The sequence below is a fragment of the Thalassolituus sp. genome (assembly GCF_984348125.1).
This window is the reverse complement of the sequence record NZ_CFHJLR010000006.1, coordinates 52,278-66,883: the sequence shown is the minus strand read 5'-3', so window position 1 is coordinate 66,883 and position 14,606 is coordinate 52,278. Positions and strand designations below refer to the sequence as shown.

Here is a 14,606-nt window from a genome sequence, read left to right as displayed (position 1 = left end):
AATCTGATATGGGTATTTTTAAAGATCTTGAGTCAAACGTTCGTGGTTACTGCCGTTCATTCCCTGTGACCTTTGTTAAGGCGCAGAACGCTACCGTGACCGACAGCGATGGCAACGAATACATCGATTTTCTGGGTGGCGCAGGCACACTCAACTACGGTCACAACAACCCGGCGTTCAAACAGGCTCTGATTGATTACATCGAAGCGGATGGCATGACTCACGGTCTGGATATGCATACCGATGCGAAGGCTGCCTTCCTTGAGACTTTCCGTGACCTGATCCTTGAGCCACGCAACATGGACTACAAAGTTCAGTTCACTGGTCCAACCGGTACTAACGCGGTTGAGGCGGCTCTGAAAGTAGCTCGTAAAAATACCGGCCGTCAGACCATTATCTCGTTCACCAATGGTTTCCACGGTGTGACTCAGGGTTCTGCAGCGGTTACCGGTAACGGTTACTACAAGAAGGCCAGTGGTCTGCCAACAACTGGTGTTCAGTTTATGCCGTATGATGGTTACCTTGGCGATTTCAATACGCTCGAATATCTGGATAAAGCGCTCGAAGACGGTTCATCAGGTCTGGGTCATCCAGCCGGTGTCATTGTTGAGTGTATCCAGGGTGAAGGTGGTCTGAATGTTGCGTCTAAAGAATGGATGCAAGGTCTGCAGGCGATCTGTAAGAAGCACGATATGCTGCTCATCGTTGATGATATTCAGGCGGGTTGTGGTCGTTCAGGTACCTTCTTCAGCTTTGAAGAATTCGGTATCGAGCCTGACGTAATCACTCTGTCGAAATCGCTGGGTGGCTACGGTCTGCCGATGGCGGTTGTTCTGCTCAAAGAAGAGCTCGATATCTGGGGCCCGGGTGAGCACAACGGTACTTTCAGGGGTAACAACCATGCGTTCGTTACTGCACGTCGCGCACTTGAAGAGTACTGGAGCGACTACCGCTTTGCTGAAGAAATTCAGCACAAAGCAAGTGTTATCCGTCGTCGTCTGAAAGAGATTCAGGCAGAAAACGGTGGCACCTCTAAGATGAAGCACAAAGGTCGTGGCATTATGCAGGGTCTCGAGTTTGCTAACGGTGACATCGCCGATGCAATTACTGAATTAGCGTTTGAGCATAATCTGATCATTGAGACCAGTGGCTCTGACGGTCAGGTTGTGAAAATTCTCACACCGCTGACCATTGAAGAAAGCAAGTTGAGTGCGGGTCTCGATATTCTTGAGAAATGTGTTGCCCAGGTAATGTCTGAGCAGGTGAGTAAGGCTTCTTAAGAAGCCTCCTCTAAACTCTTAACGCTAACAAATTCAGGAAAACTCAAAAATGATCGTAAGAACACTCGAAGAATGCAAAAACAGTAGTCGCGCTATTGATGGTGGCAACTGGGAAAGCGTGCGCATGTTGCTGAAAGACGACAACATGGGTTTCTCATTCCATATCACCACTATCTTCGCGGGTACTGAAACGCCTATTCATTACCAGAACCACCTCGAATCTGTGTACTGCATGCAGGGCGAAGGTGAAATTGAGACGGTAGAAGACGGCAAAATTTACCAGATCCGTCCGGGCACTCTCTATATTCTGGATAAGCACGATAAGCACTTACTGCGCGCGACCAAAGATATGCACATGGCATGCGTGTTTAATCCGCCACTGAACGGCAAGGAAGTCCACGATGAGAATGGTGTCTACGCACTGGAAGCCGAGACCATCGAAGACTGATTCGCGTGATGGCCTGGAAACGGGCCAATCCAACTAACTTACAGAATCAGCAGGAATAACATGATTAAGCACAGTGTAGAAAAAATCGGCGGCACTTCGATGAGCCGTTACGACGACGTTCTGAAAAATATCTGGCAGCGCCCGCAGGTACCACACGGTGGTACTGAAAAAACCTTATACCAGCGTGCCTTTGTAGTATCGGCCTACGCCGGTATGACCAACGGTCTTCTTGAACATAAAAAGACCGGTGAGCCCGGTGTTTATGCTCTCTTCTCCGAGATGGACGAAAACCGTCCATGGCAGCAGAAGCTGTACGAAGTACAGGCCGCTATGCTGGCCATGAATGAAGAGATGTTCGAAGGACAGGATATTGTTCGTCGTCGCGCTGATCAATTTATCAGTAGCCGTATTGAAGATGTTAAACAGTGCCTTGAGCATCTTGAAAATGTCTGTACCTTCGGCCACTTCCAGCTGGATGATCATCTGCACCGTGTGCGTGAGATGCTGAGTGCGCTGGGCGAAGCTCACAGTGCTTACAACTCGGTTCAGCTGCTGAAGCTGAATGATATCAACGCACGATTCATTGACCTGACTAACTGGCGTTCGGACAGTCAGCAGACCCTGGAAGATCACATCAGCGATGCCTTTGCTGATGTCGACTTTACTCAGGAAATGCCTATCGTGACCGGTTATACCCAGTGCCGCGAAGGCCTGATGAAAACTTACGACCGTGGCTACAGTGAAATGACCTTTTCGAAGGTAGCGACAGTAACGGGTGCCGGCGAAGCGATTATTCATAAAGAATATCACCTGAGTACGGCCGATCCGGAGATGGTTGGTGCTGAGAACGTTCATCCGATTGGTCTGACCAATTATGACGTTGCCGACCAGCTCGCTAACCTGGGTATGGAAGCAATCCACCCACGTGCAGCGGCGGGCCTGCGCAAGCGTAATATCCTGCTTCGGGTCAAAAATACATTCGAGCCTGAGCATCGCGGTACTGAAATCCGCAGTGATTACAGCAGTAAAACACCAAAGGTTGAGATCATTGCGGGTACCCGCAGCGTCTGGGCGATGGAACTGTTTGATCAGGACATGGTAGGCGACCCGTCTTACGGCCAGAAGATGAACGACCTGGTATTTGAATCTGGTGTACGTGTTCTGACTAAAGACTTTAACGCTAACACCGTGACTTTCTACCTTAAGGGCAACAAGCGTCGCATCAATTGGTTGATGGATCGTTTGCAGGCCAACTACACTAATGCCGATATTCGGGTTGAGAAGATGGCAATGGTGAGTGCAATCGGTAGTGACATGAAGGTGCCGGGCCTGCTGAAGTCCGCGGCGTCCGCTCTGTCTGACGCGGGTGTGAATATTCTTTCTGTTCACCAGGCGATGCGTCAGGTGGATATGATGTTCATTGTTGCCGACCAGGACTATGCTGCCGCAGTAAAAGCACTGCATACTGACCTGATCGAGAACAACAGTGATTGGGAGGCGGTACAGTCCGCATGATAAGAACCGTCTGGCATATATTTTTGTCCCTGATGGTGTTCGCCTCAGCGTTGGTGATTCTACCGGCGCGGGTCAACGCCGCCCCAACAACTGAAACTGCTGAATCGGCCGAAGAAGTACAGGCAAACTATGCCAAGGCTGAAAAAACGATAGAGGCGCTTGATGCGCCTCTTTATTCTGCGTTCACCGAGCGTTACCTGCTGGATGAAGTCAAAGTGCTTCGTCAGATGCTGGCCGACCACCGTGTCGAAGTCACCGAGAAAATGACGGATCGCGAGCTTGGTGTAGCTGATAAAGCGTTGATGTACGCGACCGATACCGTTACCTATTTTTTCTATCTTATCGCTGGTGCCTCAACTCTGTTGGTACTGGTTGGCTGGAATTCCTTACGCGAGATTAAAGACAGAGCGAGTGCCCTCGCCAATGACGAGATCTCCCGGATTACCAGTTCCTATGAAGAACGTCTTGAGAAACTTGAGCGTGAGCTTCACAGCAAGTCCCGTCATATTGCGGCGACTCAGGAAGAGATTGAGCTGACTAACGAAGTCCACTCTCTCTGGCTGAAAGCTTCTCAGGAGTCGAGTGCGCAGAATAAAATCGCTATTTACGATCAGATTCTCGCTTTGCGACCTGATGACGTTGAAGCGATTACTTACAAGGCGGATGCGGCCTTGCTGCTTGGTCAGAACCAGTGGGCCAATGCTCTGGCAAATCGCGCGCTGACGATCGACCCTGAAAACAGTCATGCGAAGTACCAACGTGCTTGTGCACACGCTGAAAGTGGCTACATTGAAGAAGCGTTGCGCGACCTTTCTGAGGCAATTGAAACATCGGAGGCCTTGCGCGAGCAGGCTGCTCATGATCCGAGCTTCGAAAAATTACGTGATATGGAAGAGTTTATCGCAATGACTCAGTTGTCTTCCTGATCTTGATTCAGCCTTGATAGCTACTCCTCGATAAAAGCCCGTTGCACTGCATCGGGCTTTTTTGTTTGCCCTGATTGTCGCAGTCAGCAAGCTTTTGCCTATTGGTTGAATTGGAAAAATTCATTTCAATGGAACCAAAGTGGGTGTCACCCTTCTGAAATATGTTGGCAATGCACGATCAGCAATAAGATCGGTATAAGTGATTGCCACGAAGGTTGGAACTAAGCGGAGATCGATATGGCAAGCGACGATACTGTAAGCAACAGCGCAAAAGACAGTGCGGCAAGCAACGATACGGCTGGTGGGTCAAAGAAAGCGATCGTTGTCGAAGGTGGTGCGATGCGCGGCATATTCGCCAGTGGCGTGCTTGATCACTTTCTCGAACAAGGTTATCACGAGTTTGATTTTGGTATCGGCGTCTCAGCGGGTGCCACCAACCTGACAGGATACCTGTCCCGGCAGCCCGGACGGGCACGCACGGCGATCATGGAATACGCACGTCAGAAAGAGTTCTTTAGTCCGGTGCGCTTCGTTCGGGGCGGGCATATGACTGATGTGCACTGGTTGTGGCATTACACGCACCAGCAGCTTCCTCTGGCAGATTTCGTCGGTGATATGGAGCTGTATGCCACTGCGACGCATGTCGAGACAGGACAGGCGCATTATCTGCCCGTCACAGGAAACACAGTGCATGACGCCATGGTGGCAACCTGTGCAATCCCTTACTTCTATCGTTCGCCTGTGACCGTCAACTCAGAACGCTATGTTGATGGTGGCGTGGCTGATTCCATCCCTGTTCGCCAGGCCTGGAACATGGGGGCTGACGACATTACGGTGGTGCTTTCACAGCCTCTGGGTTTTCGTAAAAAAGACAGTCAGAGCCATTGGCTGCTTGAGAAAATGTTTGCGGGTGAAGCGGGCCTGATGAATGCCATGAAATTCCGCACCGCACAATATAACGAGAGCCTCGATTTTATTGCCTCGCCTCCAGAAGGCTGCCGGGTACGCGTTATTGCTCCACCGCCGGAGTTTGCTGTGTCGCGCCTGTGTATGAATGAGAAAAAGCTGGTGGATGGTTACGACATGGGTGTCGCGGCGGCGAGTACTTATCTTGAGGAGCTGTATGCCCCGCAACCAGACTTGCGGATAGTGTCGGTCGCCTGATTTCCTGACGTTATTTAATCGGTCAGAAAGAGGGCAAGCAGTTCATTCAGGTATTGCTGGCCGCGCTCAGAAGCCCGGATAGTAGTATCGCATTCAATTAATCCAAGCGAGCGCGCTTTGCTCACTGGGGCTTCGATACTGCTCAGCGTCATACCGGTACGGGCCTCAAAGTCGCTGACAGGGATGCCCTCATGCAGGCGTAATGCGTTCATCATGCATTCCAGCGCTGTGTCGTCAGGCGCGATGCGATCTTGCCCTGCAAGAAAACGTTTTTCGGTATTTAAGTAGTCTTTCGGAAGGCGCGTTTTGCGTGTGCGAAGTATGGTCAGCCCTTGTGGCCCAGAGGTCGTGATTTTTCCGTGTGCACCTGCACCTATGCCGAGATAATCACCGAAGCGCCAATAATTAATATTGTGTCTGGCTTGCTTATCAGGCTGCGAATACGCCGAAATTTCGTACTGACTCAGCCCGGCTTGTGCCAGTCTTTCTTGTCCCTGCTCCTGAATATCCCATAGGGTATCGTCTTCAGGCAGAACCGGTGGACGCTTATAAAATTCGGTGTTGGGTTCAATCGTCAGCTGATACCAGGACAGGTGAGGTGGCTGAAACGACAGCGCGGTATTTAAATCATCGAGCGCCTGCTCTGGCGTCTGGTTGGGCAGGCCGTGCATCAGGTCGAGATTAAAATTACTGAATCCGGCATTGATGGCTGTTTCAATGGCCGCGAGTGCCTGTGCTCTGTCGTGAATTCGCCCAAGCTTTTTTAAGTGTTCAGGCTGAAAACTCTGAATACCCATGGATAAGCGGTTAATGCCGAGTTGGCGATAGGCTTTAAATTTATCCGCTTCGAACGTTCCGGGATTAGCTTCCAGGGTAATTTCTATATCCGGGCTGAACGTGAGTTTTTCAGTCAGTCCGGTGAAGAGCGCTTCGTAGCTTCTGGCAGATAATAAACTTGGGGTGCCTCCACCAAAAAAGATACTTTCTATGGGCCGTCCCTGTACCCAGTGAAGGTCCTGTTCAAGGTCATTCAGAAGCGCCTGAATATACTCTGTTTCAGGAATATCGCTGCCTGCCTCGTGAGAGTTGAAATCACAGTAAGGACATTTGCGTACACACCATGGAACGTGGATGTACAGGCTCAGAGGAGGCAGTGTCATGATCCTTTCAGGCGACTCCGGTCGCTGAAGACGATTCGGGAGAGGAAGGCTCGATAGAAGAAGACCCTGTAGAAGGCGACTCGAGTTCAAACTCTGTCTCGTCAATGGCTTCCATCAGCGCAGATACTTTTACTTCCCACTCATTTTTCTCATGAGACAGGCGGGTATTTTCTCTCTTAACGGACTCGTACTGCTGTTGCAGTGCGGTAATGGCCGTGTCGCGATGTTGCAGGCGCTCTTCAGCATCCAGAACGGTCTGACGTAGCTCAGCGATCGTATTATTTAATTCTTCGGTGGTTGCCTGTAAGGCTTTATTTTCTTTCCGTGTTTCCTGCAGTGCAGAAACCGTATTCAGAATTTTCTGTTCGAGTTGTTCAAGCATGTTCACGGTGTTCTTCTTTGTGATGTTTTAGCAGTCATTGATCGCTTTAAGGGCGCCAGCGGGCCAGCAGTTGCTGAATGGCCTGACCGCGATGAGATAGTTTGTTCTTACGTTCACGACTCAGTTCAGCTGCGCTACATTGCTCGCTCGGAACATAGAATATCGGGTCGTAACCAAAGCCTTCAGTGCCCGATGGCTCGGTCAGAATAATGCCTTCCCACGCCCCCTGAAATACTTGTGGGGTCGGATCTTCGGCATGACGCATATACACCAGAACGCATTGAAAGCGTGCGGTACGTTGCGCTTCTGGAATACCCTTCATATTTTCCAGGACTTTCGCGTTATTTGCCTGGTCGCCTTCACCTGAGTAGCGAGCGCTGTAGATTCCTGGGGCACCGTCAAGTGCATCAATTTCAATGCCCGAATCATCGGCCAGAGCGGGCAGTCCAGTGACCTGACAGGCGTGACGTGCTTTTATGATGGCATTTTCAACGAAGCTCAGGCCTGTCTCGTCGGCGTCAGAGACATCCAGTTCTGTCTGCGGAATCAGCTCAACGTTGTCATTCGCAAAGTGTTCTGAAAACATGGCTGAAAATTCACGCAGTTTGCCTTTGTTTCCACTGGCAAGAACGATTCGGGTCATGATTATTCCTGATAAAATTTCTGGCTGAACTTCACGTCAAAAGTACGGTTGCTACCGTCTGGGGTGACGTCCAGATCAATGCGATATATTTCATTTTTATCGAAGCGGAAGGTCGATACGTAATAGACCGCATTGGTTTCTTTGATTTCCCGGAATTCGATACTGCGGCTCTGACCAATAAGATTTTTGATCGTGCCTGTCAGTTCTGCGGTGACTGGAGCTGGCACATCATTTTTGACCTTCTTCAGTACCGAAATGCTCAGGTACGCCAGCGAACGGGAGCGCGGAATATCATAGGCTTCGGCAACATCTTCAGGCAAAAAGCTGGAGTTGAGGCCGATATAGTGAACCTCATAGTCGCCGAACACCTGCTTCTGTTCACCGCGATCTGCAGATACCTGCAGGGACACGACAGAAAGAGCCAGTATTAGGATAGCGTTGATCTTACTCAGTGCGTTCATACTTATCTCCTGGTGATGTGGTAAACCGCGATTTCACCCAGCATGGCTGGCCAGAGGCGAATGCTCCAGTGTTCGCGGTGTTGATCGTCGACTACGGTTTTATTAAGTATACGTATGCCTTTTTCACGGCACAGAATTTCAAAGTCGCGGAAGGTGCACATATGAATGTTCGGCGTGTCGTACCAGTTGTACGGCAGCGTATCCGACATCGGCATGCGACCTTTCAGTAAAAGATAGAAACGTGTTTTCCAGTAACCAAAGTTCGGAAACGTCACTATGGCTTCTTTGCCGATACGCAGCATCTCGTCGAGCAGTTCATCCGGTCGCTGCACCGCCTGCAGTGCCTGAGTCATCACAACGGTATCGATGCTTTGATCTTCAAAGTTACCGAGACCATTATCCAGGTTCTGTTCGATGACATTGACGCCATTACGGATGCAGGCTGTCAGCTTCTCCGGATTGATCTCCAGACCATAGCCGTGAACGTTTTTCTCATTCTTCAAATAGCTGAGTAATTCTCCCTCGCCACATCCAAGGTCAAGGATTTCACTTTCTGGTCGAATCCACTGCTGAATAATACTCAGATCAGGACGCAGTTCACTCATGACTTACCTCCGAAACTACGTGCTGCCACACCTTCCATATACGCATGAAAGATATCCAGGTAGCGCGGAATAGGAAGCAGGAAGGCATCGTGGCCGTTGTCAGATTCAATACAGGCATAGCTGACGTCTTTGTCGGCGTGGATCAGTGCATTCACGATTTCTTCTGAGCGCGCCGGAGCAAAACGCCAGTCGGTTGTGAAGGATACGACCAGAAAACGACATTTCGCCTGACTCAGGCATTTACGCAGATCATTATCGTGGTCGCGTGCCGGGTCAAAGTAGTCAAGTGCTTTGGTCATCAGCATGTAAGTGTTGGCGTCGAAACGTGTACTGAATTTCTCGCCCTGATAGTGCAGGTAGCTTTCTACCTGAAACTCAGGAGCAAAACTGAAGTTCAGCTTACCCTCACGTAATTCCCGGCCAAATTTCTGCCGCATTGCATCGTCTGAAAGGTACGTCAGGTGCCCAAGCATCCGCGCTTGCATCAGGCCTGCTTTAGGCAGTGTTCCTTTCTCCTGATACCAGCCATCGTGAAAGTCGGGGTCTTTGGCGATGGCCTGTCGGGCGACTTCGTTAAAGGCGATATTCTGCGCTGAAAGTTTGGGGGCAGAAGCAATAACAACGGCGTGTTTCAGGCGTTCGGGAAACTGGATAGACCAGCGAAGCACCTGCATGCCACCGAGAGAGCCGCCGACAACGGCAGCCCAGACATCAATACCAAGAACATCGGCAAGGCGAGCCTGGCTGTTAACCCAGTCACGGACCGCCATGATAGGGAAGTCGGGCCCGTACGCTTTGCCGGTTTCTGGGTTGATACTGACCGGGCCAGTGGAGCCAGAGCAACCACCGAGGTTGTTCAGCGAAACGACAAAGAATTTATTCGTATCAATAGGCTTACCGGGGCCGATGCAGGTATCCCACCAGCCGGGCTTTTTGTCGTCCATGCTGTGATAGCCTGCGGCGTGATGATCGCCGCTCAGAGCATGGCAGATCAGGACAGCATTGGAGCGGTCGGCGTTGAGTTCGCCATAAGTCTCGTAGATCAGGTCATATTGTTCTAACACTCGTCCGCTGCGTAATGTCAGGGGCGTGTCGAAGTGCTGAACCTTGGGTGTGACCAGTCCGACCGAGTTTTCTGGAATAACGTCCGGCATCGGAGTCAGGTATCCATTTGCAAGCTAGTAATACAGCAAGTTTATCAGGCTTAGAGCTGGCTTGGCACTGGCTGTGCCTGTCGGGAAAGGTAATGGTGCGTTGGCGGGGGAGGGCCATTCGCACTGAGGTTCACGGTTGGTTATTTATACATCAGTTACGCGACAACAGAAGGCCTGTTGCCGCGTAGAAAATCTTAGCTTACAGACCCATGATCAAGCCCGAAGGCACCTGCAGAACCTGTTTCAGTGGATACAGAATCAGGATCTCAGCGAGCTGAATGCCAAGGATGACTACCAGTGGTGACAGATCAAGGCCACCCATGTCCGGCATGATCTTGCGTACTGGCCGGATGACCGGTTCAAGCAATTGGTTGATCAGGATCAGCGCCGGATTATACGACCCCGGAGCAACCCAGGAGGCGATCACCATAATCAGCATGCCCCAGAAATAGATACTGATCAGCAGCTTGATAATACCGACAGCGGCCCAGCCGATCATGGCGACAAAGGGCATGCCTGTTCCGTAACCCGCGAGCATCAGAATCAACGCCATGATGACGTACTGGATGGCCAGCGCGAGTACCAGTGACGCCATATCGAGTCCGCCGAAGCCGGGAATCACTCTGCGCAGTGGAATAAGCAGTGGATTGGTGAACTTCACAATCATCTGTGACAGGGGGTTATAGAAATCAGCGCGGACAAGTTGAAGCAGGAAGCGCAGCATAACGATCAGCAAGACAAGGCTTCCGATGGCGTTGACGAGCAGCAGACCCGCCTGTGTGAGTGGTGAACCCATGAATACTCCAGTTAAAATTGAGCGGCCTTTGGGCCGCACGGTACGATCTTGTTAACCCACTTGTTATCTCAAGTGCTTATATTCTCAAATACTTATTACCTCAGATGGGGACGCCTGAGAAAATTTCACCCCCTGCTGAGTCAGGATTCAGCCATTGCCCAGTTCGTCGCTGAGCTCAGCGGCTCTTCTTGCGGCGGCGTCCATGGCGGCTTTAACGATATCGCGCAGGTGCGCGCCTTCGAACGTCGCGATTGCCTGTTCAGTGGTACCGCCCGGAGACGTTACCCGGCGACGTAATTCATCCGGGGCAACATCCGAACTGCTCGCCATTTTTCCTGCGCCCAGCGCCGTCTGTAAGGTCAGACGACGTGCGGTTTCTTCGCTCAGCCCGAGTTTGATACCGGCATCGATCATGGATTCCATCAGCAGGAAGTAGTAAGCCGGGCCACTGCCAGACAACGCCGTGACCGCGTCAATTTCAGCTTCGGTCTGTACCCACATAGCCAGGCCTGTGGCGCCGAGCAAGGTATCCGTCAGATTACGCTGGTCCAGCGACACTTCTTCACTGGCAAACAACCCGGTAGCGCCGAAACCTGTCAGCGCAGGCGTGTTCGGCATTGCGCGTACGACGGCTGTACATCCACTCCATTCTTTAAGCGTTGGCAGACTGATACCCGCTGCAACAGAAATAAGTAGCGGCTGGCGGGTGTTCAGCGTGGCCTGCAGCGGTTCCAGTACGGCTTTCATCATCTGTGGCTTTACTGCAAGGATAACCACGGTCGCGCTGCTGATAGCGTCGAGATTGGACTCATGGGTCACAATGCCAAAATCGCGGGTGAGGCGTTCCCGTTGCTCTGCGCCTGGGTCACTGACGTGAATCAGATCCGGGCTGACTGCACCCTCTCTGATCAGGCCGCCGATGATGCTGGTGGCCATATTGCCACCGCCGATGAATGCTATCTGTGTCATTGTTGGTTCCTGCTTCTGAATACCTTCACTGAGCGCCCGGGATGTCCCGCGCTCCGAATATGTCTGTGCCGATACGAACTTCCGTTGATCCACATGCAATCGCGAGTTCAAGATCGGACGACATGCCCATCGACAGCGTGTCTGCGTCCGGGCATAGTTCCTTTAATTCCTGCCACAGCCTATGCATTTTGAGGAACTGATCTCGCAGTCGCTCCTCATCGCTGGTTGCTTCCGGGATACACATCAATCCCCGAACTTTCAGTCTAGGCAAGGATAGGAGATTCTGCGCAAAACTCGCGACGCTGTCTGTCGCGATGCCACTCTTCTGCTCTTCGTTACTGATGTTGACCTGGATAAGTACGTTCAGCGGCGGCAGATCGTCAGGGCGCTGTTCATTCAGGCGGCGGGCGATCTTTTCACGATCCAGCGTTTCCAGCCAATGAAAGTACTCGGCGACCGGGCGTGTTTTGTTTGATTGCAGCGGGCCGATAAAATGCCACTCGATGTCGGTCAGCTCCGACAAGGCTTCAATCTTGTCGAGCCCATCCTGCAGGTAATTCTCACCGAAGGCTCGCTGACCCAGTTCATAACAGGTGCGCACCATGCTCGCGGGTTTAGTTTTACTCACCGCCAGCAGGCGAATGCTTTCAGGCTCGCGTGAAGCGTTTGCACAGGCCGCGTTAAGACGCTCACGGACCCGTTGATAGTTCTGTTCGACAGTAGACATTACGCTTGCTTGGTTTAGGATTAACTTGATTGTTGCTGTAGTGACGCTGTTCATAGAAATTTGTTCAACAGCGATTACATTACATCATACACCAGTCGAGGGATTGACCGCTTCATCCGACTGGTCGCATCACTAATATATTGGCATTTATAGGGCTGTCTGGCTGAGCTGGCGCATCTGGCCCGAGATCATAGAGAGGATCACATGGATATTACCGAGTTATTGGCCTTTAGCGCGAAGCAGGGGGCCTCTGACCTCCACCTGTCGGCAGATATGCCTCCTATGATCCGTGTCGATGGTGATGTCCGCCGTATTAATTTACCAGCGCTGAGTCACAAAGAAGTGCACGCCCTTGTGTACGACATTATGAACGACAAGCAGCGAAAAGATTTCGAAGAATTTCTGGAAACTGACTTCTCGTTCGAAGTGCCTGGCGTTGCCCGTTTCCGTGTGAATGCCTTTAACCACAACCGCGGTGCGGGCGCCGTGTTCCGTACCATTCCGTCAAAAGTTGTGACTATGGATCAGCTGGGCATGGGGCAGGTGTTTAAAGATCTCGCCATGATCAGCCGTGGCATTGTACTTGTGACTGGCCCAACCGGTTCAGGTAAATCAACCACGCTGGCGGCTATGGTCGATTACATTAATGAGACCAAGTTCGACCATATCCTCACAGTTGAAGACCCGATCGAATTTGTTCACGAATCGAAGAAGAGTCTGATTAACCAGCGTGAAGTGCATCGCGATACGCTGGGCTTTAATGAAGCGCTACGCTCAGCGCTGCGTGAAGACCCTGACGTGATTCTCGTGGGCGAGCTGCGTGACCTTGAAACCATTCGTCTGGCGTTGACCGCCGCAGAAACAGGCCACGTTGTGTTTGGTACTCTGCACACCAGCTCCGCGGCGAAAACCATTGACCGTATTGTCGATGTATTCCCGGCGGAAGAAAAATCCATGGTGCGTTCGATGTTATCTGAGTCGCTGCAAGGCGTTGTGTCTCAGGCGCTGCTGAAAAAGAACGGTGGCGGCCGGATTGCAGCCCATGAGATTATGGTTGGTACGGCGGCGATTCGTAACCTGATTCGTGAAGACAAGGTTGCGCAGATGTACTCTGCCATTCAGACTGGGGCTGCGCATGGGATGCAGACCATGGATCAATGTCTGCAAAGCCTGGTCAGCAAAGGCCTGATCAGTCGTGAAATCGCCCGTGAAAAGGCAAAAATGCCAGAAAACTTCTGAGGTAACTGATTGTGTCAATGGATAAGTTTCTGCGGTTAATGGTTGAAAAGACCGCGTCAGATCTCTTCATTACGGCCGGTGTTCCGCCGTCCATGAAGGTCCATGGCAAGCTGGTTCCTCTCAACAAAACTGTTCTCAGTGCTGAGCAGGCGAAAGAAATCGTCTACGGGCTCATGAATGACAGACAGCAGGCTGAGTTTGAAGAACGGAAAGAACTGAACTTCGCGATCAATGCGACGGGGATTGGTCGTTTCCGTGCCAGTGCCTTCTTCCAGCGCAATGTCGCTGGGATGGTGCTGCGACGGATTGAAACCCGGATTCCGAACATTGATCAGCTCGGCTTACCTGAAGTTATTAAAGAGTTATCGCTCGCTAAACGTGGCCTGGTTCTGTTTGTAGGTGCAACGGGGGCGGGTAAATCGACCTCGCTGGCGTCGATGATTGGCTACCGTAACCGCAACAGTAAGGGGCATATTCTCAGCATCGAAGACCCGATCGAATTTATCCATCAGCATGAAACCTGCATTGTTACTCAGCGTGAAGTCGGCCTGGATACTGACAGCTATGAAGTTGCGCTGAAGAACTGCCTGCGTCAGGCACCGGATGTGATCATGATCGGTGAGGTACGTTCTGCTGAAACGATGGAACACGCGATTACCTTTGCTGAAACAGGTCATCTGTGTCTTGCCACTCTGCACAGTAATAACGCGAACCAGGCGCTTGATCGCATCATTCACTTTTTCCCACCGGAGCGACATTCGCAGATCTGGATGGACCTCTCTCTGAACCTGAAAGCGATCGTGGCGCAGCAGTTAATTCCGACGCCTGATGGTCGTGGTCGTCGTGCTGTTGTCGAGGTCTTACTGAATACACCTCTGGTGTCGGACCTGATCCGTAAAGGCGATGTACACGAGCTGAAGAGCCTGATGGCGCGCTCGACAGAACTGGGTATGCAGACCTTTGACCAGGCGCTGTACGCTCTCTACGAGCAGAGTGAGATTACCTATGAAGACGCGATCGCCCATGCTGACTCGCCGAACGATCTGCGCCTGATGATTAAACTGGGCAATGAAACCAACGCCGACAGATTAGAAGGTGCGACGCGCAATCTGCGTCTGCAGGACTGATCCGATGTTT

Annotated in this window: 16 protein-coding genes; 7 read left to right on the top strand and 9 right to left on the bottom strand. The window is 51.5% G+C overall.

The features are described 5' to 3' along the window. Window positions 1-8: 8 nt before the first annotated feature. From ectB to AC5E51_RS06100, 5 genes are all read left to right on the top strand, one after another. Complete coding sequence (gene ectB / locus AC5E51_RS06120; RefSeq protein ID WP_301377888.1) at window positions 9-1,280, top strand: diaminobutyrate--2-oxoglutarate transaminase; 1,272 nt, start codon at window positions 9-11, stop codon at window positions 1,278-1,280. Window positions 1,281-1,329: 49 nt separating this feature from the next. After that, a complete protein-coding gene (locus tag AC5E51_RS06115; protein WP_068438096.1) occupies window positions 1,330-1,728 on the top strand; it encodes an ectoine synthase in 399 nt (132 codons plus the stop codon). Between the two features lie 60 nt (window positions 1,729-1,788). After that, window positions 1,789-3,243 carry an aspartate kinase gene (locus AC5E51_RS06110; RefSeq protein ID WP_068438093.1) on the top strand — a complete coding sequence of 485 codons (1,455 nt, stop codon included), beginning with the start codon at window positions 1,789-1,791 and terminating at the stop codon, window positions 3,241-3,243. Further along, window positions 3,240-4,169, top strand: a complete 930-nt coding sequence (locus AC5E51_RS06105; RefSeq protein WP_301388035.1) for a TPR end-of-group domain-containing protein — start codon at window positions 3,240-3,242, stop codon at window positions 4,167-4,169. Before AC5E51_RS06110 ends, AC5E51_RS06105 begins: the two co-directional genes overlap by 4 nt. Window positions 4,170-4,406: 237 nt before the next feature. Next, window positions 4,407-5,333, top strand: coding sequence for a patatin-like phospholipase family protein (locus tag AC5E51_RS06100; protein WP_491778280.1), 927 nt, complete (start codon window positions 4,407-4,409; stop codon window positions 5,331-5,333). Between the two features lie 14 nt (window positions 5,334-5,347). Here the strand turns inward: AC5E51_RS06100 and hemW are convergent, their stop codons facing one another. From hemW to AC5E51_RS06055, 9 genes are all read right to left on the bottom strand, one after another. Then, a complete protein-coding gene (hemW, locus tag AC5E51_RS06095; protein WP_491778279.1) occupies window positions 5,348-6,493 on the bottom strand; it encodes a radical SAM family heme chaperone HemW in 1,146 nt (381 codons plus the stop codon). Window positions 6,494-6,500: 7 nt separating this feature from the next. Next, complete coding sequence (locus AC5E51_RS06090; protein ID WP_491778278.1) at window positions 6,501-6,875, bottom strand: hypothetical protein; 375 nt, start codon at window positions 6,873-6,875, stop codon at window positions 6,501-6,503. Between the two features lie 46 nt (window positions 6,876-6,921). Continuing rightward, window positions 6,922-7,521, bottom strand: a complete 600-nt coding sequence (rdgB, locus tag AC5E51_RS06085; protein WP_217693568.1) for an RdgB/HAM1 family non-canonical purine NTP pyrophosphatase — start codon at window positions 7,519-7,521, stop codon at window positions 6,922-6,924. Beyond that, window positions 7,521-7,979: a DUF4426 domain-containing protein gene (locus AC5E51_RS06080; protein WP_491778277.1), complete on the bottom strand. Its 459-nt coding sequence runs from the start codon at window positions 7,977-7,979 to the stop codon at window positions 7,521-7,523. Before AC5E51_RS06080 ends, rdgB begins: the two co-directional genes overlap by 1 nt. A gap of 2 nt (window positions 7,980-7,981) precedes the next feature. Beyond that, window positions 7,982-8,575, bottom strand: coding sequence for a methionine biosynthesis protein MetW (gene metW, locus AC5E51_RS06075; protein WP_076514567.1), 594 nt, complete (start codon window positions 8,573-8,575; stop codon window positions 7,982-7,984). A 5-nt stretch (window positions 8,576-8,580) separates the two neighbouring features. Then, on the bottom strand, window positions 8,581-9,738 hold the full coding sequence (metX, locus tag AC5E51_RS06070) for a homoserine O-succinyltransferase MetX (RefSeq protein ID WP_273086889.1): 1,158 nt from the start codon (window positions 9,736-9,738) through the stop codon (window positions 8,581-8,583). Between the two features lie 199 nt (window positions 9,739-9,937). Then, window positions 9,938-10,534 (bottom strand): YggT family protein, encoded by a 597-nt coding sequence (locus AC5E51_RS06065; protein WP_068436322.1) that lies wholly within the window; start codon window positions 10,532-10,534, stop codon window positions 9,938-9,940. 147 nt (window positions 10,535-10,681) lie between these two features. Further along, a complete protein-coding gene (proC, locus tag AC5E51_RS06060) occupies window positions 10,682-11,503 on the bottom strand; it encodes a pyrroline-5-carboxylate reductase (protein ID WP_068436323.1) in 822 nt (273 codons plus the stop codon). Window positions 11,504-11,528: 25 nt separating this feature from the next. After that, the gene (locus AC5E51_RS06055) at window positions 11,529-12,230 is read right to left on the bottom strand and encodes a YggS family pyridoxal phosphate-dependent enzyme (RefSeq protein ID WP_068436325.1); all 702 of its coding nucleotides are present in this window, start codon (window positions 12,228-12,230) and stop codon (window positions 11,529-11,531) included. A gap of 204 nt (window positions 12,231-12,434) precedes the next feature. Between AC5E51_RS06055 and AC5E51_RS06050 the strand changes: the two genes are divergently transcribed. Beyond that, the gene (locus AC5E51_RS06050) at window positions 12,435-13,469 is read left to right on the top strand and encodes a type IV pilus twitching motility protein PilT (RefSeq protein WP_068436327.1); all 1,035 of its coding nucleotides are present in this window, start codon (window positions 12,435-12,437) and stop codon (window positions 13,467-13,469) included. 17 nt (window positions 13,470-13,486) lie between these two features. Beyond that, window positions 13,487-14,596, top strand: coding sequence for a PilT/PilU family type 4a pilus ATPase (locus tag AC5E51_RS06045; RefSeq protein WP_068436329.1), 1,110 nt, complete (start codon window positions 13,487-13,489; stop codon window positions 14,594-14,596). Window positions 14,597-14,606 lie beyond the last annotated feature (10 nt).